We start from the raw sequence: 20,877 nt of genomic DNA on the forward strand, positions 1-20,877 counted from the left end.
ATAATAATAATCAATGAAATTTTTTAACCTCATATTTATTTTACTCATATTAAACTATGGTTGTTATAAAAAGCAAGATAATATTATACTTGATAAAATTGGCGATGTTGAATTAGAAATATCCAACAAGGAAACTTTAACTTTTATACAAAATCTCGTTGTTGATGGAGAAAATTATATAACAACTTTAGATACATCAATAAATACTATAAATTTTTATAATATTCACACAAACAAAAAGAAATCAAGCATTAATCTAAATAGTATTTATAATGTAATTATCCCAGGTAATAATGACATTTTAGCAGTCAATTTGGATTCGCTAATTGTGATAAGCACTCTTCTAAATAAAATAACTTTAGTTGACAAATTTGGAAATAAAGTAAACGAATGGAATATTGATAATTCTCCGGATTATTCAATTCTTTCAATTGCTCCTGGAAGTAGAGGTATTTTTAAAGACAACAAAATCATTTTACCAACTTATAGAAGAGGTATTCTCATAGATGATTATCTATCCTTAAATAAATATTATGAATCAACTACTAATGTAATATTGAATCTGCGTTCTAGTAGTTCTAAAGAATTGAAATTCTTTGGACATTTTCCAAAAGCATACACGAAAGAGTCTAAAAACTTTTATAATTTTTTCCCATCATTTTCCATTGATAACGAAAACAATATTATCCTATCATTTAATAAAGATCATCATGTAATAATATACAATAAAGAGGGAACACTTATTAAAGAGAAAATGATTAAAAGCAAGTATATAAATGAGTTCAACGATATAAAGCTTAATGACTCAAGAAATTTCAATTATTTAAAAAAATATATTTTGTCTGAACCATCCTATGAGAGAATAGTTTTTGATGAATATAATAATCTGTACTATAGAATAGTTAAACTTCCAATAAATAAACTAGAAAATGCAGATGGGAGCTTCAAAACCACTGAAGACATCGATTATTCTATTATTGTCCTCGATGAAAACCTAGATATATTAGATGAAATTTTAGTTGATTCCAAAAAATATTATGTGCCTGGTTTAATCCCAACTAAAAATGGAATTCTACTTCCATCAATTGGTAAAGAGGGAAAACATATATTTTCTGGTGATATTTTTAAGGTAACAATAAAATGAGAAAAATATTTTTAGCATTATTTTTTGTATCTATTATCATTTCTTGCGTTGATAAACACGACGATATTACAGATAAAAGAACAAAAATCTTTTCTTCTTATTTGAAAAATAATTTCAGTTTAAACTTTCCTGTTGGTCTGCATTATTATATTCTTGTCTCTGATTTTGGCTGTCATGGCTGTAAAGTAAAAACTGTAAATGATTTATATAGTTATATTGATTTAAATCGTAAAAAATACTTTACTATTATTTCTGCGGATCAGAATTTAATTCCGGATTCATTAAAAATTAAAACAGAGTACATAAATGATTCTGAAAAAAAACTTGAATCATTAAATCTTGATTTAGCAAATGTTACACTAATTGAAGTGAAAGATAAAAAGATAACACTAATAAAATCCTTTAATCCAAATGATCCACCAATAACAGATTTTATTAAACTTCGTTAATCCACTATTTTCTTATTGCCTTTTGATTGAATCATAAATACTTTTCTGATGTGTCATTTCAAAAATAAACAGGAGAAGCAATGGAAACTGAAGATACCTTACAACCACAAGAACCAAAACAAGAAATTGAGGAGTTATCACACACAGATAAAATTGTTGGTGTTATTTCTGAGCCATCCAATCTTTTTTCTAAACTTGTTTTCTTTCCAACTAAAGCGACTGATTGGATATTGCCGCTGCTAGCTTTAATTATTGTTGCAATCATTTCAACTTTTATTTATATGTCTAATCCGGAAATTAAATATGAGATGCAGCAGCAGCAAGAAAAAGCAATGCGTGAACAGTTTGATAAAATGGTTGAAAGCGGACAAATGACAAGAGAACAAGCTGATCAACAAATGGAACAATCTGCACAGTTTGTTAATAATCCAATGTTTTTATATCTGATTCCGTCCATTAGTGTCTTTATTATAATGTTTTTGTGGTTTTTTGTCCTTACTACTTTAGCTTTTTTAATAGCTAAATTTGCACTCAAGGGAGATGGAACATACAGTCAGGCTATGACTGCAATGGGTTTGCCGCTTTATATTTCTGTACTTGGAAGCATAATTCTGGTAATTGTAGGAATGCTGATGGGTAAAATGTTAACTGGTTTAAATCCAGCTTCATTAACAGGTATGGATTTGAAGACACTTCCGGGATTCTTACTTAGCAGATTAGATCTGTTTACAATCTGGTTTTATATCGTAGTTGGAATTGCATTTGCAAAGATGTTTAAATCGGATAATGTGAAAAAATACGTTATAACTTCATTTGCTGTATGGCTGATTTTTATGTTTATCATTTTTGGTTTAGTTCAGGCTGTACCTCAGCTTGGCGGAATGTTAAGATAAAGTTTTCATAATTTTTAGTGTTTTGGTGGCGAGCAGAATTTTTTTCACTAAAAGAGTAGTTAAACCTTCGGGGTTTTAAATACCTCGAAGGTTTTAATAACAACCTACTTTTCGATTTTCCAATCCCAAGCATATGTAAACAAACCAAGCGGTGAAAATTTTATATTATTTATTCGCTTGTTGTATGCGATAATGTTATCCTGCCAAAAAAGAACAGTTATTGGTTCAGTATCCCTAAATATTTTGCTAATAGTTTTATATGTAGTTATATACTTATCCTGGCTATCAGTGGGATTTAGATTGCTCAAAAGTGTATTAACATCATGATTGTTGTAACTTGAAAAATTAAACATTCCTTTTTCAGAGTTCGGGTCGCTGAAGTTATCAAGATTAATCGGAATTTGGACAGTCCAGCCCGAAAGCCACGCATCGTATTTTTTATTTATTAATCCATCAATAAATCCGCCTTTATCTATAAAGATTATTTTAGCTTCAACTCCCACTTCTTTCAAATTGTTTTTTATGATATTTGCAGCATACTCCCGAATTGGATTTCCGATATTTGAATATATCTCAAATGAAAACTCAATATTGTTCTTTTCAAGCGTTCCATTTCCATTTAAATCTTTCCATCCCTCTTCCTCAAGCATCTTTTGGGCAAGTGATGGGTTATATTCAAAATTAAACAATGAAGAATCTAAATATGATTTAAAGACCGGAGAAATCGGTGAATCATAAATCTGTCCTGACTCCCCGATTATCGAATTAAATATCTCATTACGATTAATACTGATTGAAAGAGCTTTTCTAACTTTTGCTGATCCGAAAAACTTATTCGCTTTGATTTGTTTTTGCTGAAATGCTGCCGGATCAATATTATTCCAGCCCAAATAATCAAAATCTCTTCCTTTAATTGAACCGACTGTTATCTGATCGAAGTCTTTAAGTTTTTTAACTCTTTCGGCTTCTAAATTTTCTATTAAATCAATCTCACCCGTTGTTAATTGAGTAAACATTGAAAAATCATCTGCAATAATTTTGAAGATTATTTCCTGAATGTTCTTCTTGTTGAACAGATAACATAAACTGTCAGCAACAAGATGAATCTTTTGATCGCGGTCCCATTTAAGTAATTTAAACGGACCACTTGTAATTGGTTTATAATTAAGCTCACTTGTTTCAATGTTTTCTCTTAAAACATTTTTGTATGCATGAGCAGGAAGTATTGCAAAATTAAAATCCAGAAAGGAGTATTGTTTAAAATCTTTAAAGAAGATTGTTAAACTTTTTTCAGAATTTTTTCTAAACGATTTATTAAAATCAATATGCAGATTTTCATCTGTAAAAAAATTTCCGAACAATCCGTACAACCGGCTGTTTACTACGGGATCAGAATATACATCGAAAGAAAATATAATATCTTCGATGGTTATTGGTTCACCATCAGACCAAAATAGATTATCTCTTAGATTAAAAGTTATCAGATTAGAATCAGGCTTAACAATCCAGCTTTCAGCAAGCATTGGCTCAAATTCTATCAAACCTAAAGAGTCGTTCCATTTTTCAATCGCAGGTTTTAAGTACAAAAGATCTGTCAGGTGTCCTTCTTGTAAATCAAAAGCAAACATAGGATTTAATGTCGCAACATCGGCTGTAATACCAATTACAACAATATCTTTATTCTTTCGGACATCGCGGCTGCACTGAGTGAAAACCAATATTCCTAAAAGCGATAACAACATAATAAAATACTGAACAGAGGTATTGGCTTTAACTTTTAATATTTTATTGAGCATTTTCGGGCTCCTTTTTGAATTCTTCATTAAAAATATTTTCCGGATAAACATAATTAATTTTTACATTATACTTTGAGGATCAACGTCATAAAATAAATTTACATCTCTATAGCGTGATTTCTTATTAAACTCAGTCCACGAATCTAATATAGCTTTCCTTAAAATTGCTCCGCCGGGGTCTTTATCTTTAAAACTCTTTATTAAAATATGATAGCGGTAATTGTTCATTAGTTTGAATATCTGTGCAGTAGTTGGATCGGATATCTTAAGAAACTTTTTATACTTAATTATTTCTTTGTAAAAATCAGTAATTGCACCTTTAGCTTTATCAATATTTTTATCCTTTGATTCAATCAATGCAATTCTTGTAAAAGGCGGATAGCCCATTTTTTCTCTGTCTGCTTTTTCTTTTGTATAAAAACCAGCATAGTCATTTTCAAATACCTTCTTAAGAACAAAGTTTCTCTCGTTATAAGTTTGTATTATAACCTCGCCTTCAGCCTTGCTTCGTCCGGCTCTTCCGGAAACCTGTGTAAGAAGCTGAAATGTTCTTTCATCAGCACGAAAATCAGGAAGCCACAAAGTTGTTTCAGCAGAAATTACTCCAACCAATGTAACCCGTGCAAAATCCAATCCTTTAGAAACCATCTGAGTGCCTACAAGGATATCAATTTCACCTTTACTAAAACTAAGCAGAAGATTACTCAGATAAGCTTTTTTTGTAATGGAATCAGAATCAATCCTTTCAACTTTTGCCTTAGGAAAATAAAACTGTAATTCATCTTCAACTCTTTCGGTTCCTGTTCCGAAATACTTTATATTTATTGAACCACAATGAGTACAGGCACCCGGAACAGGTTTAATCAATCCGCAATAATGACATTGTATTTTATTTTGATTTATATGATAAACCATCGGCACAGAACAATTTTCACACATTTCAACTTCACCGCAATCGCTACAAAATATTTGTGTAGAAAAGCCTCGCCTGTTTTGCAGAATGATAATACCTTCTTTTTTCTTTAACCGATCTTCTATTTTATCAAGTAAAACTTTTGAGAAAACAGTTTCATTTTTAGATTTATTTTTTTCGTGAGCAATGTTTACAAATGTAATTTTTGGCAGTTTCACATCATCAATTCTATTTGGAAGTGATAATAATTCATACTTGCCAACCTCAGCGTTATACATACTTTCAATAGATGGAGTTGCAGAACCAAGAACAACAGGACAATTAAAAATGCTACCAAGTACAACGGCTGAATCACGCGCATTATACTTCGGAATCATTTCAAAGCTTTTATAACTTGCATCATGTTCTTCATCAACTACGATTAAACCAATTTTATCCAATGGGGCAAATAAAGCTGAGCGGGCGCCTATAACAACTTTTGATTTTCCATTTAACACTCTGCGCCACGAGTCGTATCTTTCTCCAGCCGACATACGGCTGTGTATAACAGTAACAGTATCACCAAAATTGTTAAAGAACCGCGATGTAATTTGAGGAGTTAAAGAAATTTCGGGAACAAGGATTAAAACCGATTTATTTTTCTCAATTGCTTTTTTTGCCAGTTCAATATAAACCTGAGTTTTACCGCTTCCGGTTACCCCGTGCAGTAAATATGTTTTAAACTCACCTTTAGTCAGAGATTTGGTAACTTCATCAACAACTGTCTGCTGATCTTTTGTAAGAATTAATTGTTGATGCTTTTCTTCATAGTGTTCTTTAAATCTTCTGTCAACTTCCTTTTCAAATATTTTAACTAAGCCTTTTTGCTCTAATCCGGTTAATGATGATTGAGAGGATTCTGTTTTATGCAGAAGTTCAGCAGCCGGAAAAGCAATATCCTTTGCTTCGATCAATTTCAATAATATTTTAACCTGTTTCGGGGAATTTCTATCAAGCTCAGGGAACAAAGAATAAATTTCAGCAATGGTTTTGGCAAGTTTAACATATCTGACTTTTTTTATTTTAACTGCTGCTTCTTTTAACTCATCTACAACAGTTATTGCACCCTGATTGTGTAATTTTCTTATCTGTGAATAAATATTTTTTTTCTTTACAGCTTTTTGAAGGGAGGCAAAACTTATTTCAGTTTTTTTAGACAGCTCAAGAAGGAGTTTGAAGTTTACAGAATCTTTTTTTTTCTCTTTTAATAACAGTTCACTAACATATTCTTTATCAACAACAATTTTCCTTTTTGTCTCAACATCTGTTCCCTGAGGTACGAGCAGTTTTAATGCTTCGCCAAGCGAGCATATATAATATTCAGCTAACCATTGGTAAAATTTTATTGATTTTTTTGTGAAGACAGGTCTATCATCAAGGATATCGGTTATTGGTTTTACTTCATCCCTTTTTAATGAGATTGAATCAGGAATATTTATAATAAATCCTGTTAAAGTTCTTTTTCCAAAAGGAGCAACAGCCCTTACCCCGACTTTTACATATTCTTCTAATTCCTTAGGAACTGAATAAGTAAATGCTTTTCTAAATGGGCGCTGAAAAACAACTTCAACAAACATCAATCCTCTTTCTCATAAAACTTTGCAAGTGAAGTTAGTCCTTCACCATTCGTTTCATCACCAAACATTTTAAACTTTAAGACTTTTATAGATTTATCCCAGATGATTCTCTGATAATCTTTGGTTCTGGAAATCTGACCATTTGTAGAGATAATACTATCTGTCGGCGGAATTGTTAAAAAATAATACGGTGCTTCATATTGCATTCCTTCAACTCTATTTATATCATCAAAGTTATACTTTACAATTGCATTTAGCTTTTCATCCTTTACTTCAACAGTGCGTAAAACAATATACTTCCCTTCAGCTTTCATATCATCTATAAACTGCTGACTTTTTAAACCATGCTGAAGAATATTATTTGCTTCTTCAATAATTTTATCAGGTGTAGTTGCATCAGTGTTTATATCTTCAATGAAAACAGTTGCTGTTCCTGTTCCATCATCATTTACATTAACTTCATAAGATACTGCGTTAAATATAATACAGCCGGAAAACTGGGTTAGGCTTAGTATTGAAATCAAATAAATTATTCTTTTCAAATTATTTCTCCTTTTATCAATGACTCAAAAGCATTAAAGTATATTTTTTCGTTTAATTAAATAACTGCCTTTTCTAACAAGGACAATGTTTGATTGTTTGTATCAAGCTGAGCTAACGCACCAAACGGTATTGTAAATTTATCTACAATGTGCCCAAAAGACATTCCGTACACAACAGGTATTTTAAGATCACCAAGTCTTTCTTTTAATACTTCCATTAAAGTAAACGTTTTATCAAATGATGGATCTTTCAACTTGCTCTCACATTTGCTGAAAATACCCATCATAACTCCGGCAGCGTTTTTAAACTTTCCGGATTGAATTAATTGTGTAAGCATTCTATCAATGCGATAAGGCTCTTCTCCAATTTCTTCAATAAAAATTATTTTACCTGAATAATCAACATCAAATTCAGTTCCGATAAGCGAAACCATAATGGATAAATTTCCTCCGACTAATCTTCCGGTGCCTTTGCCTTTTACAATAGTAGTAACTCCATATTTGTTTTCATCTGTTCCGTCCTCAGAATTTTTGAATAATGAATTTTTTTTAGGCTCCATCAAGACTCTTTTAAAATTGTTCACCGAGTAATCATTAAAAGTTGATGTACCAACAGGACCATGAAAAGTTATCAGACCTGTTTTCTGATAAATACCATACAACAAAGCAGTAACATCGCTGTAACCAATCAGCACTTTTGGATTAGCTCTAATTATTTCATTGTTCAACATTGGAAGAATGCGGGCACAGCCATAACCACCGCGGGCACATACAATTCCTTTAACAGATTTATCTTCAAACTTTTCAATTAAATCTTCAGTACGGTCTTTATCACTACCGGCAAAATATCCGGTTTGCATCAGTACTTTTTTAGAATAAGTAGTTTCAAATCCAAGTTGAGTAAGATTTTTAACAGATTCCTGCAAATCATCTTCGGAGATATAACTGCCTGGTGCAATAATAGCGAGTTTATCTCCCGGTTTTAGTCTTGGCGGCTTTATAACTGGTGGCTCATCAAATAAAATACTTTTGGGGAAACTCAAATGAGGTAAAACTGCCGCTCCAATTGAAGCAGCGGAAACTGATGTTATAAATTTTTTTCGGTTCATAGTTTAATTTAGGAATGATAATTTGAAAATGCGAGTTTGAAAAATAAAACCTTCGAGGTTTTGGATGTACAGCCTCTAAGGTTAATAATCTAACACTTAATTCTTACATCAACAGCAAAAATTTTGTTTTCAGATGTTATCATTAGTGGATTTAAGTCAACCTCCATAATTTCTTTATGATTTATCATCATTTGTGCAAGATTTTTGATAATAGATTTTATCGTGTTAATATCTGCAGATTCCTCACCCCGGACACCTTGAATAATTTTTCCGATTTTTGTTGAGTTAAGCATTTGATCAATATCGTTTTCTGTTAAGTAAGCAGAACGAATAACTGTATCATCAAGATATTCTACATATTTGCCGCCGGAACCAAACATAATCATCGGGCCAAAACTTGAATCGCGGAAAGCCCCGACTAATAATTCAAACTTAGTGGTCAAAAAAGGCTGAATCAGAAATGAATCAAGCTGTATGTTTCTGCTGCTAAAATCCCAAATCATTTTTTCACAAGTTTTAATAAGCTCAGATTTGGTTTTTATATTAAGCACAACCCCTTTCAAATCAGTTTTATGGATAATCTTTTCACCAACAGCTTTAAGAACTACGGGAAAATGTATTTCCCTTTTATTCAATTCATCAATGCTGTGCATTTCATTTTTTACAACCGGCAGATGATAATGATTACACAAATCATTAACATCGCTTTGAGTAAGAAACCGTCCTGCTTTATTTAACAGATTAAAATCTTTAATTATCTCATCAGGATAAACCCTGTTAGAGTCCGGTCTCCTTCCCCAGTATTTCAGAAGATTATTAATAACTACCGCCGGGTCTTCTGGTCTCCGGAACAATGCACGTTTGGTTTTTGATTCAACTCTGTACTCCTGCCAGAATTCTGGCAACGGCATAACAACCTGAAATATTGGTTTCTCTGATTTTATTTCGTTAATTCCTTCGATTACAGGTAAAGCTTTAACCATTATCGGTTCTACAAAGACCGAAATAACTGAATCAACATTTTCATCCTGAACAAGAATTTCATTTACAGCTTTAAACTGTTCTGCTGTTCCGCCTGGAAGAAGATCAACGGGATTATTAACGCTTCCTTCCGGATGAACTATTTCTTTAAGTTTTAATTTTGTTTCCTGCGAAAGATCAGCCAACACGAGATTATTTTTTTCAAGAGTATCAACTGTTAGAATTGCCGGTCCGCCTGCATTTGTTACAACCGCAACACGGTTACCTTTCGGTGCCGGAAATTCTTCAAATCCTTTTACAGTATTGAACATATCGTTCAGATCATCAGCACGAATAATTCCAAACTGATTTAATACTGCATCAACTACCTTATCACTGCTTCCTAAAGCGCCCGTATGTGACGAAGCAGCTTTAATACCGCTTGATGTTCTTCCTCCCTTTACAACAATAACCGGTTTTGTGATCTTTTGATCAATAAAATATTTTATAAACTTTTCACCATCAACAAAACTTTCAAGATAGTAGGTGATAACATTAACATCTTTACAATTCTGCCAGTACTCCAGCAGATCATTCTCGTTTACATCAGCTTTATTTCCAACGCTGATAAATTGTCCGAAACGAATATCGGTTTCGCGTAATGAGTTTAATACAGCAGCACCGATAGCACCGCTTTGTGAGCAGAAAGCCATTGTTCCTTCCTTTGGTTCTTCTGCTACAAAAGTTGCATTCATCTTAACCGAAGAAAGTGCATTAATAATCCCCATACAATTTGGTCCAACCAATCTTGCATTAGAATCATGAATAATTTTTAAAATTCTTTCCTCTGCATCTGCCCCTGCTTCTCCTGTTTCTTTAAATCCGGCAGTGATCAGTATAATAGCCTGAGTTTTTTTAGCAATCAATTCTTTGATTGTATCTTCGACAAATTGCTTTGGCACCATAACAATTGCAAGATCAATTCTATAATCTATTGAACTGATTGTTGGATAACATTTAAAGCCGAGAATTTCATCTGCCTTTGGATTTACAAGAGCTAAATCGCCGGTATAACCGTATTGTTTTACTGATTTGGTCAATTCGTAACCGAGGCTTTTTGGTTTTGAAGATGCACCAACGATGCAGATTGTATCGGGGTAGAAGTATTGATCAAAAACGGAATCCATATTTTACCAATCTTTATTTTTTTTGATATACCAAAATTAAGGTAAAGAGATGAGAAATTGAATGTTGTCTCAAGATTATCCGATTATAATTTCTGTTAATTATAAGCATAACTCTAAAAAAAAATTGCACGATAAATAAACGCGCAAATTATTAGGGAGAATGTTTGTTAAATTTTTTAACGTTTGTTGTAGGAACAATGATATTTCATCCGCAAAAAATTACCCGCGTTTACAAAATAGCAGTACTGCCGCCCAGACTGTTATGTGTACCGCGGGTAATTATTAAAACCGTCTTATCATCCAAATTAATGAAGAGATATGTTTAACCCCTATCTTGGTCTTATCATATTCTCAGGCTTAAGTAAGTCATCAAGCTCTGCTTTTGATAATAACTTCTGCTCAAGCACTAATTCATAAACTCCGCGATTTGTTTCGAGAGCCTCTTTAGCAAGCTTAGTACAAGTTTCATAACCAAGTGCCGGATTAAGTGCAGTAACAATTCCGATACTTCCTTCAACAAGTTTTCTGCATCTGTCTTTATTTGCAGTAATGCCGTCGATACATCTTACTTTAAGTGTCATCATTCCATTCTTAAGCATTTCAATAGATTCAAATAAACTTTGAACAATTACAGGTTCAAAAACATTAAGCTCAAGCTGACCTCCTTCTGCGGCAAGTGTTACAACTAAATCGTTTCCTATAACTTTAAATGCAATTTGTGTTACAACTTCTGGTATAACCGGATTAACCTTACCAGGCATTATAGATGAACCTGGCTGCATCGGCGGCAGGTTGATCTCGTTAATTCCGGTTCTTGGTCCTGATGATAACAATCTTAAATCATTGCTGATCTTTGAAAGTTTAACAGCTAACCTTTTAACAGCGGAAGAGAACATTATAAATGCACCTGTATCCTGTGTAGCTTCAACAAGATTTTCTGCAAGCACAATATCCAATCCTGTAGCTTCTCTTAAATGTGTAACAACTTTAGCTGAGTAATCAGGATGAGAATTAATTCCGGTTCCGATTGCTGTGGCACCCATATTAACTTCTAAAAATAACTTTGCATTTTGTTCAAGCCTCTTAACTTCTTCATTCAGCATAACAGCATAAGCTTCAAATTCCTGCCCGAGTGTCATTGGAACCGCATCCTGCAATTGAGTTCTTCCCATCTTAATTATACCCGAAAACTCATCTGCTTTTTTTCTAAATGATTCTATCAGCTCCTGCAGAACTTCTACTAACTTTTTCTTTGAGTTGATTAAGGCAATTTTAACTGCAGTAGGATAAGCATCATTTGTGGATTGAGACAAATTAACATGGTTATTAGGGTGACAATATTTATAATCACCTTTTTCATATCCTAAAATTTCAAGAGCACGGTTTGCGATAACCTCATTAGCATTCATATTTGTTGATGTTCCGGCACCGCCCTGAATCATATCAACCACAAAATGTGAGTGTAATTTTCCGTTTATTATCTCATCACAAGCCTGAACAATTGCACCTGATATTGGTTTGGATAAAAGACCCAGATCATAATTAGCCTTTGCAGCAGCTTTTTTAACCATTGCAAGTGCTTCAATAAGAACAGGATAAAAATCTAACGTTACTCCGCTAATGTTAAAATTTTCCAGTGCCCGCAGTGTTTGCACTCCGTAATAATACTCGTGCGGAACTTCGCGATTACCAAGTAAATCATGTTCGTTCCTTGTTCTGCCAGACTGATATTGAGCAGCGATATTTATTACCCGTGTATTTGCAGCACTCATTCTTCTTGAGATAACTCTTCCAATGCTTGAAAGAATCGCTACTGCTGTTTCGTTGTCCTCTTTCATTAATTGTTTGAAACTATCTCTTGATAAAATAAAAATTATAGAATCAATTGTGGCACGGGCTGAGGTTGAATGCGGTGAATCGTCCATCAGTGCACCTTCACCAAGAAAATCATACTTGCTAAAAATTGACAGCCGCTTTTCTCCTCCATAAGGTGTGCGTTTAAATAATTCAACTTCGCCATCATAAATTACAAACAAGTTCTGCCGGATATTATTTTCATTAAAAACCATACTGTTAGCAGAAAAATTTTCAACTTTTATTTTCTCACATATTATTTTTAATTGTGAATCGTTAAGTTCTTTAAATAATTGTATTTGTTTTAAGAATTCTTGTATTTGTGTTTTTTCCATATCACTTCCTATATATTATAAATTACTGTTGTGCAAATTTACTCTTATTTTCATTTAAACTTATTTGAACTGATTAATAATAAATGACCGGCAGTAAACATTTTTGCTGTACATCATAAACAGAGACTTATGATTGCAGATAAAAACGATTATTACGCTTACTACAAACCACAACACATATAAAATTCAATTTGAAATCCCTTCTCAAATAGCTAAATTTGGCTTCATTTTTCAATAATTATCAAATAATAAATGAGATATCCATTTTCAGAAATAGAATCCAAATGGCAAAAATTTTGGGAAGATAACAAGACTTACAGAACCGATCTTACTAAAACAGATAAAAAACTTTATACTCTTGTAATGTTCATTTATCCATCCGGTGCAAAACTTCATATCGGGCATTGGTATAATTACGGACCAACTGACAGCTGGGCAAGATTTAAAAAACTTCAGGGCTATAATGTTTTTGAACCTATCGGCTATGATGCTTTCGGATTACCTGCAGAGGGTTATGCTATTAAAACAGGAATTCATCCGCAGGATAGTACATTAAAAAATATAGAAGACATCCGTGAACAGCTTAAAAAAATGGGATGTATGTATGATTGGGATGTAGAATTAATGACCTGCGCTCCGGAATATTACAAATGGAATCAATGGATTTTTCTTCAGATGTTTAAACGCGGATTAGCTTACAGAAAAAATGCTCCTGTAAACTGGTGCCCGAAAGATCAAACTGTTTTGGCAAATGAACAGGTAATTGATGGATGTTGTGAGAGATGCGGAACACAGGTTATTCAAAGAAATCTTTTTCAATGGTTTTTTAAAATAACTGATTATGCTGAAGAACTTCTTGAAGGACATAAAAAAATTGACTGGCCTGAAGAAACAATCTTAAAACAAAAAAACTGGATAGGGAAAAGTGAAGGTGCAGAGGTTACTTTTAAGATAGTTGATAACGATGAAGATGAAATAAAAGTTTTTACTACCCGCCCTGATACTTTATTCGGTGTTACTTATGTTGTACTGGCTCCCGAGCATCCGCTTGTTGATAAAATTACAAAGCAGGAATTTAAACCAGGTATTGATAAATATCGTGAATCAACAAAGTTATTAACAGAAATTGAGCGAACTTCAACTGTAAAAGAAAAAACCGGAGTACCAACAGGTGCCTTTGCAATCAATCCTGTAAACAACGAAAAAGTTCCTGTGTGGATAGCTGACTATGCGTTAATTACTTATGGAACAGGCTGTGTTATGGCTGTGCCCGCCCACGATGAAAGAGATTTTGAGTTTGCAGCTAAGTTTAATCTTCCAATCCGCAAAGTAATTTTGCAAAACGGTACAAACGAAAATGATAAACTTGATACTGCATTTACAGAAGTCGGAACGATGATTAACTCAGGAAAATTTAATGGTGTGCGTTCTGATGAAGGAATAGGACAGGTAATAAATTATCTTGAAGAAAATAATCTTGGAAAAAGAAAAATAAATTATCGTCTGCGCGATTGGCTGATTTCAAGACAGCGTTATTGGGGAACACCAATTCCGATAATTCATTGTCCAAAGTGCGGCGAAGTTCCGGTTGATGAAAGTGAATTACCAATTAAACTTCCATATGATGTTGATTTCAAACTCGGCGGTGAATCTCCTCTTGCAAGAAACGAGAAGTACATCAATGTTAAATGCCCTAAATGCGGTACAGATGCAAAACGAGATCCAGATACGATGGATACATTTGTTGATTCATCATGGTATTATCTGAGATTTCTTGATCCTGAATTTTCTGATGCACCATTTGATAAAAACCTTGCAAACAAATGGACTCCCGTTGATATGTATGTCGGCGGAAAAGAACATTCAGTTATGCATCTTCTTTATGCAAGATTCTTTCACAAGTTTTTACGTGATATCGGTTTAGTTAACAGCGATGAACCATTTGCAAAACTTGTACATCAGGGTGTTATTACAAAAGACGGTGCTAAAATGTCCAAGTCCCGCGGTAATGTTGTTAATCCAAATGATTTTATCATTAAATATGGAACTGATGTTTTCAGAATGTACCTGATGTTTATGGGTCCTTACGATCAGGGCGGAGATTGGAGCGATAAAGGAATCTCCGGCGTTGAAAGATTTGTAATGCGGGCTTATGAACTGTTTAATGAATATAAAAATGTAAACAGAGATTATCACTCAAAAGATCAATATGATATCGCATCGCTGTCGGACAATGAGAAGAGAGTTTATAGAAAGGTAAATCAAACTTTAAATAAGTTTAATGAAGAGATAGAACATTTCAGATTCAATACTGCTATTGCTTCTTTAATGGAACTGATAAACGAACTTAAAGTTTTAGAATCTTGCAGTAAAGAAATTCAGAGTTATGTTCTTGTAAGATTTGCATATATGTTAGCACCAGTTGCACCGCATCTTGGAGAAGAATGCTGGCAGATAATCGGGAATGAAAGATCCATTTTTGAAAATCAAATTACGTTTGGAATTGATAAAGATGCATTGATTGAGGATACAGTTAACATAGCTGTTCAGGTTAATGGAAAATTGAGGGCTACAATTCCTGTTGCTATGAACAGTGAGCAGGATGCGGTTAAGCCGCTCGTTTTCGCTGATGAAAAAGTAACCAAGTTTACAAGTGGTAAAACAATAATAAAAGAGATATTCGTAAAAAATAAAATTTATAACATTGTGGTTAAATAAATAATCGCAATGGTGCACTGATTATCAGATCAAAACTGATTAATTATGATTAATGACAATTACACTCACACTAACATAACTGATTTAATCATAAAAGCGTTTTTTAATTAAAGTGGGTTTACTTTTAAACTTTGGTAAAGAGCCAAAGTTTAAAAGAAGAGTGTTAATATCTGAATTTAAAAATCATAAGAAATCATAGACATCATAATAATCAGTGTACCATTGGTTTAAAGGAAGTATAAATGTTAGACATAAAGCTTATTCGTGAAAATCCTGAAATTGTTAAGCAAGGAATCGCGAACAAAAACGAAAAAAATCGTGTTGATGAACTTCTTGAACTTGATAAACAAAGAAGAGATTTCATTGCACACGCTGATGAACTGAAGTCAAAGCGAAACACGGTTTCTCAGCAAGTTGGACAAATGAAAAAATCCGGACAGGATGCAACAGAAATTATTGCCCAGATGAAAAGAGTCGGAGAAGAAATTGCTGAATACGACAGCAAACTCAGAAATATTGAAGAAGAGATTGATACAATATTAAGATTTATTCCAAATCTTCCGCACTCTTCTGTACCTGTTGGAAAAACCGCAGACGAAAATGTTGAGGTAAAACAATGGTTACCCAAAGGATTTAAATTTGAAAATGATTTTAAACCGATGGATCATGTTGAACTTGGGAAAAAACTTAACATACTTGATTTCGAGCGAGGTGCAAAAATCAGCGGTTCAGGATTTCCACTTTATAAAGGCAAAGGTGCAACACTTGAGCGCTCCTTAATCAACTTTATGCTTGATTATCATTTACAGAACCATAGCTATTCAGAGATCTTTCCGCCGTTTTTGGTTAACAAAGAATCAATGCGCGGAACGGGTCAACTGCCTAAGATGGAAGAAGATATGTACCACATAGAAAAAGATGGTTTGTATCCGATACCGACTGCTGAAGTTCCGGTTACAAATATTCATAGAGATGAAATATTGAATGAAAAAGATCTACCTATAAAATATGTAGGATACTCAGCCTGTTTCAGAAGAGAGGCTGGATCTTATGGAAAAGAATCAAAAGGATTTTTACGGGTTCATCAATTCAATAAAGTTGAAATGGTGAAGTTCGTTAAGCCTGAAACTTCTTACAACGAATTAGAATTACTTGTAAAAGATGCTGAAGATATTTTGCAGGCGTTAAATATTCCTTATAGAATTTTAATGCTGTGTTCAGGTGATCTTAGTTTTTCAGCAGCTAAGTGTTATGATATCGAGACCTGGTCGCCTGCAGAAAATAAATGGCTAGAAGCCTCATCCTGCAGCAACTTTGAAGATTTTCAGGCAAGAAGATCGGGTATCCGTTTCAGAAACGAGCAAACAAAAAAACCTGAATTTGTTCATACATTAAACGGCAGCGGTTTAGCAACAAGCAGATTGATGGTTTCACTTTTAGAAAACTATCAAACACCAGAGGGAAAGGTAATCGTTCCAAAAATTTTGCATAAATACACAGGATTTAATGTTATTGAATAATAAGATGACTAATCTTTTTATTCTTTGGCTTGATTTGACTTAATATTACCCTGTCAATACATTTTTGAGATTTTTATCACCCCGAAACAAAGTCGGGGTTTTTATATTCGCACTATTATTTAGCGATAACACTTTTAATTTGTAACAACAAATAGAAATCTTTCTTTTAGTTTTCATTAATGAAGAATCTTCTAACTCTTAAAAAATATTTTCTGAGATATAAAACCAAATTATTTTGGGGAATTGCTTTCATTCTGATATCCAATTCAATGACAGTTTATCTTCCAATTTTATTAAAAGATGCAATTGATGAACTTCAGAAAAATACAACCTCAGCTATACTGTTAAAATACGCTGCGCTAATCGTTGTAACTTCTGTTGTAGGAGGAATATTCAGATATTCAATTAGACAAACAATAATTGTTGTTTCGAGAGAAATTGAATATGACCTTCGGGGAGATTTCTGGTCACACATTCAAAAACTTCCGCTAAGATATTTCCAGAATAATTCAACCGGAAATATTATGTCGCACGCAACCAATGATATTAATGCAATCAGATCATTTATTGGTCCGGCGGTTATGTATTCCATTGATACTTCAATAAGATTATTAATTGTGGTTGCGATAATGATGTCTATGAATTTTTCCTTAACGGTATATGCACTATTGCCGCTGCCGTTTCTATCTTACGGAGTTTATCGCGTAGGTAAACTGATACACGAAAAGTATGTTAAGATTCAGGAAAATTTTTCACAGCTTACAACACGCGCACAGGAAAATTTTTCTGGTATCAGAGTAATCAAATCTTATGTAAGGGAAGAAAATGAAATAAAACGCTGGAGAGAATTAAGCAAAGAATTCTTAAGAAAGAATATGAACCTTATTCGCATTCAGGCAATGATAACACCTATTCTGACTGTTATAACAGGAATTTCAATTATTGTTGTCATCTGGCTTGGGGGCGGAAAAGTTATCAGCGGTGAAATGAGTCTGGGAGAAATTGCTGCCTTCGTAGCTTACTTATCCATACTTATCTGGCCTGTTATTGCATTCGGCTGGGTAATGAATATTATCCAACAGGCAGAAGCTAGTATGAAAAGATTAAATAAGATTTTTTCAGAACCGTATGATATTGATGATTCAGAAAAAACAGATCTTTCAATTAAAGAATTAAAAGGTGAAATAGAATTTAGTAATGCCTCTTTCAGATATTCTGATAACTTACCCAAAGTTTTAAATAATATTAATCTTAAAATTCCCGTTGGCTCCACTCTTGCAATCATTGGTCATACCGGATCAGGAAAAACAAGTCTGATAAATCTTATTCCCCGTTTATATGATGTAACTGAAGGTGAAGTAAAAATTGATGGAAAAAATGTTAAAGAAATTCCGCTTGATATTTTACGTACAAACATTGCTGTAGTTCAACAGGAATCATTTTTATTTTCTGATACTGTTAACGGTAATATTTCCTATGGTTTAAGAGAAATTGATACAGATAAAGTTAAAGAAGTAAGTCATATTGCAAACTTTGAAAAGGACGTAGAATCTTTTACCAAAGGTTACGAAACAATGGTTGGTGAAAGAGGAATTACTTTTTCAGGCGGACAAAAACAGCGGGCATCACTTGCAAGGGCACTTGCAACCAATCCAAAGATTTTAATTCTTGATGATTCTTTCTCTGCAGTTGATACTCAAACAGAGGAAAGAATACTTAAAAACCTAAAAGAGTTTATGAAAAACAGAACAAGCATAATTATCAGCCACCGTATTTCCACAGTTAAGGATGCCGATAATATTATTGTTATTCATAATGAAACTATAGCTGAACAAGGAACTCATAACGAGCTTGTTGCATTAAATGGTATTTATGCTGATTTACATTACAGACAATTATTAGAAAAAGAGCTTGAAGAATTGAATTAGAACACTTCAAAATAATCTTTTGTTCAAGCATTGTCTGAAAATATTGAATAATTTGAAGATCAAAACAAAGCGGTAATTTTAATCTGTTTAAGTGAAAATAGAAAATTAATTTTAAATGTCAGAAAAAGTTCAAGAAGAAGAAATATTAGGCAAAGCGTACGATTCAAAATTGATGAAACGCTTGCTGGTTTATATTAAACCATATAAAAAGTATGTAATACTTGCTATTCTTCTTAACATATTTGTAGCAGCATTTGGACCCCTGCGTCCATATCTTACAAAAATCGCAATCGACGATTACATATTGAACTCAAATTATAGCGGTTTAAAAATAATTGCTTTACTGCTCTTTGCATCTTTGATTCTGCAAGCTATTATTCAATATTTTCTTACATATTACACACAATATCTTGGGCAGAGAACTCTTTATGATATCCGGACACAGATCTTCGAACATATTCAAAAGCTTGCATTAAAATATTTCGACAGAACACCGATTGGCAGAATTGTAACACGCGCTACAAACGATGTTGAGTCATTGAATGAATTGTTTTCTTCCGGAATCGTAATGGTATTCAGTGATGTGTTTATTATTATCTGGATACTTGTTTTTATGTTCTCTATGGATATTCCGCTTTCACTTGTTACGCTTTCTGTTCTGCCTGTATTGATTTATGGAACATTTCTTTTCAGAAAAAAAGTCAGAGAAACATATCGTGATGTTCGTTTTCATCTTGCAAGATTAAATTCATATATGCAGGAACATGTTATCGGCATGAGTGTTGTGCAGATATTCAGAAAAGAAAAAGATGAGTTTAAAAAATTTTCAAATATTAATGCGGATCATCGGGATGCAAACATCAGATCAATTTTTTATTATGCAATTTTCTTTCCGACTGTTGAATTACTCAGCTCAATTGCAATCTCATTGATAATCTGGTACGGAGGGGGCGAAGTTATTCAAGGCACTGTAAAACTTGGCGATCTTTTTGCTTTTATCCAGTTTACAGAAATGTTTTTCCGTCCGATCCGAGATCTTTCTGAAAAGTATAATATACTTCAAACTTCAATGGCATCATCTGAAAGGATATTTAAGCTGCTTGATAATCAGACATTTATAAAAGATCCTGATGTGCCTGTTAAACTGAACAGCGTAAAAGGTGATATTCAATTTAAGGATGTATGGTTTGCTTATGATGATGATAATTATGTTTTAAAGAATATTAATTTCAGCATTAACCCCGGCGAAGTTGTGGCAATTGTCGGGCACACCGGCGCTGGCAAATCCACACTTATTAATATTCTGACAAGATTTTATGATATTAAGAAGGGGTCAATATTATTAGATGGAATAGATATCCGGCAGATTAATAAGAAAGATCTGAGGAAATATATTTCAATAGTATTGCAGGATGTATTTCTATTTTCGGGCACAATAGAATCTAATATAAATATGGATAATGATGAGATATCTATCGAGCGGGTTATGGATGCCGCAAAAACAGTCGGTGCAGATAAATTTATTTCCAACCTGCCCAATAAATATCAGGAAGAAGTTAAGGAAAGAGGTGCAACTTTAAGTGTCGGGCAAAAACAATTAATTTCTTTTACAAGAGCTTTGGCTTATGATCCTAAAATCTTAATTTTGGACGAAGCAACATCAAGTATTGATACTGAAGCAGAAAACCTGATAAAATCAGCAATTGAAAAATTGTTAATCGGCAGAACTGCTATCGTGATAGCGCATCGTCTGTCAACTGTTCAAAATGCGAATAAAATTATTGTTCTGCACAAGGGAGAAATAAGAGAAATCGGAAATCATCAGGAACTTTTAGCAAAGCGAGGAATTTATTATAAGCTTTATCAACTCCAGTATAAGGATCAGGAAATAATCAAAACCAACTAATAAATAA

13 protein-coding genes are annotated in these 20,877 nt (G+C 33.2%); 7 read left to right on the forward strand and 6 right to left on the reverse strand.

All coding sequences use genetic code 11. The features are described 5' to 3' along the window. Nucleotides 1-13: 13 nt before the first annotated feature. From ROY99_00825 to ROY99_00835, 3 genes are all read left to right on the forward strand, one after another. Entirely contained in the window at nucleotides 14-1,144 is a 1,131-nt protein-coding gene (locus ROY99_00825; GenBank protein ID MDT3694900.1) for a DUF4221 family protein, read from the forward strand. Continuing rightward, complete coding sequence (locus ROY99_00830) at nucleotides 1,141-1,593, forward strand: hypothetical protein (GenBank protein MDT3694901.1); 453 nt, start codon at nucleotides 1,141-1,143, stop codon at nucleotides 1,591-1,593. The genes ROY99_00825 and ROY99_00830 overlap by 4 nt, the downstream gene beginning before the upstream one ends. A gap of 80 nt (nucleotides 1,594-1,673) precedes the next feature. After that, on the forward strand, nucleotides 1,674-2,486 hold the full coding sequence (locus ROY99_00835) for a YIP1 family protein (protein ID MDT3694902.1): 813 nt from the start codon (nucleotides 1,674-1,676) through the stop codon (nucleotides 2,484-2,486). Nucleotides 2,487-2,590: 104 nt separating this feature from the next. On the opposite strand, the gene ROY99_00840 is transcribed toward ROY99_00835, so the two are convergent. From ROY99_00840 to aspA, 6 genes are all read right to left on the reverse strand, one after another. Continuing rightward, nucleotides 2,591-4,282 carry an ABC transporter substrate-binding protein gene (locus ROY99_00840; protein MDT3694903.1) on the reverse strand — a complete coding sequence of 564 codons (1,692 nt, stop codon included), beginning with the start codon at nucleotides 4,280-4,282 and terminating at the stop codon, nucleotides 2,591-2,593. Between the two features lie 60 nt (nucleotides 4,283-4,342). Further along, nucleotides 4,343-6,811, reverse strand: coding sequence for a primosomal protein N' (gene priA, locus ROY99_00845; protein ID MDT3694904.1), 2,469 nt, complete (start codon nucleotides 6,809-6,811; stop codon nucleotides 4,343-4,345). Further along, nucleotides 6,811-7,353: a hypothetical protein gene (locus tag ROY99_00850; protein MDT3694905.1), complete on the reverse strand. Its 543-nt coding sequence runs from the start codon at nucleotides 7,351-7,353 to the stop codon at nucleotides 6,811-6,813. The genes priA and ROY99_00850 overlap by 1 nt, the downstream gene beginning before the upstream one ends. 56 nt (nucleotides 7,354-7,409) lie before the next feature. Next, nucleotides 7,410-8,462 carry an LD-carboxypeptidase gene (locus ROY99_00855; GenBank protein ID MDT3694906.1) on the reverse strand — a complete coding sequence of 351 codons (1,053 nt, stop codon included), beginning with the start codon at nucleotides 8,460-8,462 and terminating at the stop codon, nucleotides 7,410-7,412. Between the two features lie 89 nt (nucleotides 8,463-8,551). Next, nucleotides 8,552-10,609, reverse strand: coding sequence for an acetate--CoA ligase family protein (locus ROY99_00860; protein MDT3694907.1), 2,058 nt, complete (start codon nucleotides 10,607-10,609; stop codon nucleotides 8,552-8,554). A 329-nt stretch (nucleotides 10,610-10,938) separates the two neighbouring features. Beyond that, entirely contained in the window at nucleotides 10,939-12,798 is a 1,860-nt protein-coding gene (gene aspA / locus ROY99_00865) for an aspartate ammonia-lyase (GenBank protein MDT3694908.1), read from the reverse strand. Nucleotides 12,799-13,050: 252 nt separating this feature from the next. On the opposite strand from aspA, the gene leuS reads away from it, so the two are divergent. The 4 genes from leuS to ROY99_00885 all read left to right on the forward strand — a co-directional run bounded on the left by leuS (nucleotide 13,051) and on the right by ROY99_00885 (nucleotide 20,870). Further along, nucleotides 13,051-15,516 carry a leucine--tRNA ligase gene (gene leuS / locus ROY99_00870; GenBank protein ID MDT3694909.1) on the forward strand — a complete coding sequence of 822 codons (2,466 nt, stop codon included), beginning with the start codon at nucleotides 13,051-13,053 and terminating at the stop codon, nucleotides 15,514-15,516. 242 nt (nucleotides 15,517-15,758) lie between these two features. Beyond that, the gene (serS, locus tag ROY99_00875) at nucleotides 15,759-17,036 is read left to right on the forward strand and encodes a serine--tRNA ligase (GenBank protein MDT3694910.1); all 1,278 of its coding nucleotides are present in this window, start codon (nucleotides 15,759-15,761) and stop codon (nucleotides 17,034-17,036) included. Nucleotides 17,037-17,215: 179 nt separating this feature from the next. After that, on the forward strand, nucleotides 17,216-18,964 hold the full coding sequence (locus tag ROY99_00880; protein ID MDT3694911.1) for an ABC transporter ATP-binding protein: 1,749 nt from the start codon (nucleotides 17,216-17,218) through the stop codon (nucleotides 18,962-18,964). Nucleotides 18,965-19,079: 115 nt separating this feature from the next. Then, nucleotides 19,080-20,870 carry an ABC transporter ATP-binding protein gene (locus tag ROY99_00885; protein ID MDT3694912.1) on the forward strand — a complete coding sequence of 597 codons (1,791 nt, stop codon included), beginning with the start codon at nucleotides 19,080-19,082 and terminating at the stop codon, nucleotides 20,868-20,870. The last annotated feature ends 7 nt before the right edge of the window (nucleotides 20,871-20,877 follow it).

Origin of the sequence: Ignavibacterium sp. (assembly GCA_032027145.1) — a bacterium.
Taxonomy (GTDB): Bacteria; Bacteroidota; Ignavibacteria; order Ignavibacteriales; family Ignavibacteriaceae; genus IGN3.

Bases quoted from the DNA above. Each gene is read 5' to 3' on its own strand.
- ROY99_00825 (MDT3694900.1), top strand. From the start codon at position 14: ATGAAATTTTTTAACCTCATATTTATTTTACTCATATTAAACTATGGT.
- ROY99_00830 (MDT3694901.1), top strand. From the start codon at position 1,141: ATGAGAAAAATATTTTTAGCATTATTTTTTGTATCTATTATCATTTCT.
- ROY99_00835 (MDT3694902.1), top strand. From the start codon at position 1,674: ATGGAAACTGAAGATACCTTACAACCACAAGAACCAAAACAAGAAATT.
- ROY99_00840 (MDT3694903.1), bottom strand. From the start codon at position 4,282: ATGCTCAATAAAATATTAAAAGTTAAAGCCAATACCTCTGTTCAGTAT.
- priA (MDT3694904.1), bottom strand. From the start codon at position 6,811: ATGTTTGTTGAAGTTGTTTTTCAGCGCCCATTTAGAAAAGCATTTACT.
- ROY99_00855 (MDT3694906.1), bottom strand. From the start codon at position 8,462: ATGAACCGAAAAAAATTTATAACATCAGTTTCCGCTGCTTCAATTGGA.
- ROY99_00860 (MDT3694907.1), bottom strand. From the start codon at position 10,609: ATGGATTCCGTTTTTGATCAATACTTCTACCCCGATACAATCTGCATC.
- aspA (MDT3694908.1), bottom strand. From the start codon at position 12,798: ATGGAAAAAACACAAATACAAGAATTCTTAAAACAAATACAATTATTT.
- leuS (MDT3694909.1), top strand. From the start codon at position 13,051: ATGAGATATCCATTTTCAGAAATAGAATCCAAATGGCAAAAATTTTGG.
- serS (MDT3694910.1), top strand. From the start codon at position 15,759: ATGTTAGACATAAAGCTTATTCGTGAAAATCCTGAAATTGTTAAGCAA.
- ROY99_00880 (MDT3694911.1), top strand. From the start codon at position 17,216: ATGAAGAATCTTCTAACTCTTAAAAAATATTTTCTGAGATATAAAACC.
- ROY99_00885 (MDT3694912.1), top strand. From the start codon at position 19,080: ATGTCAGAAAAAGTTCAAGAAGAAGAAATATTAGGCAAAGCGTACGAT.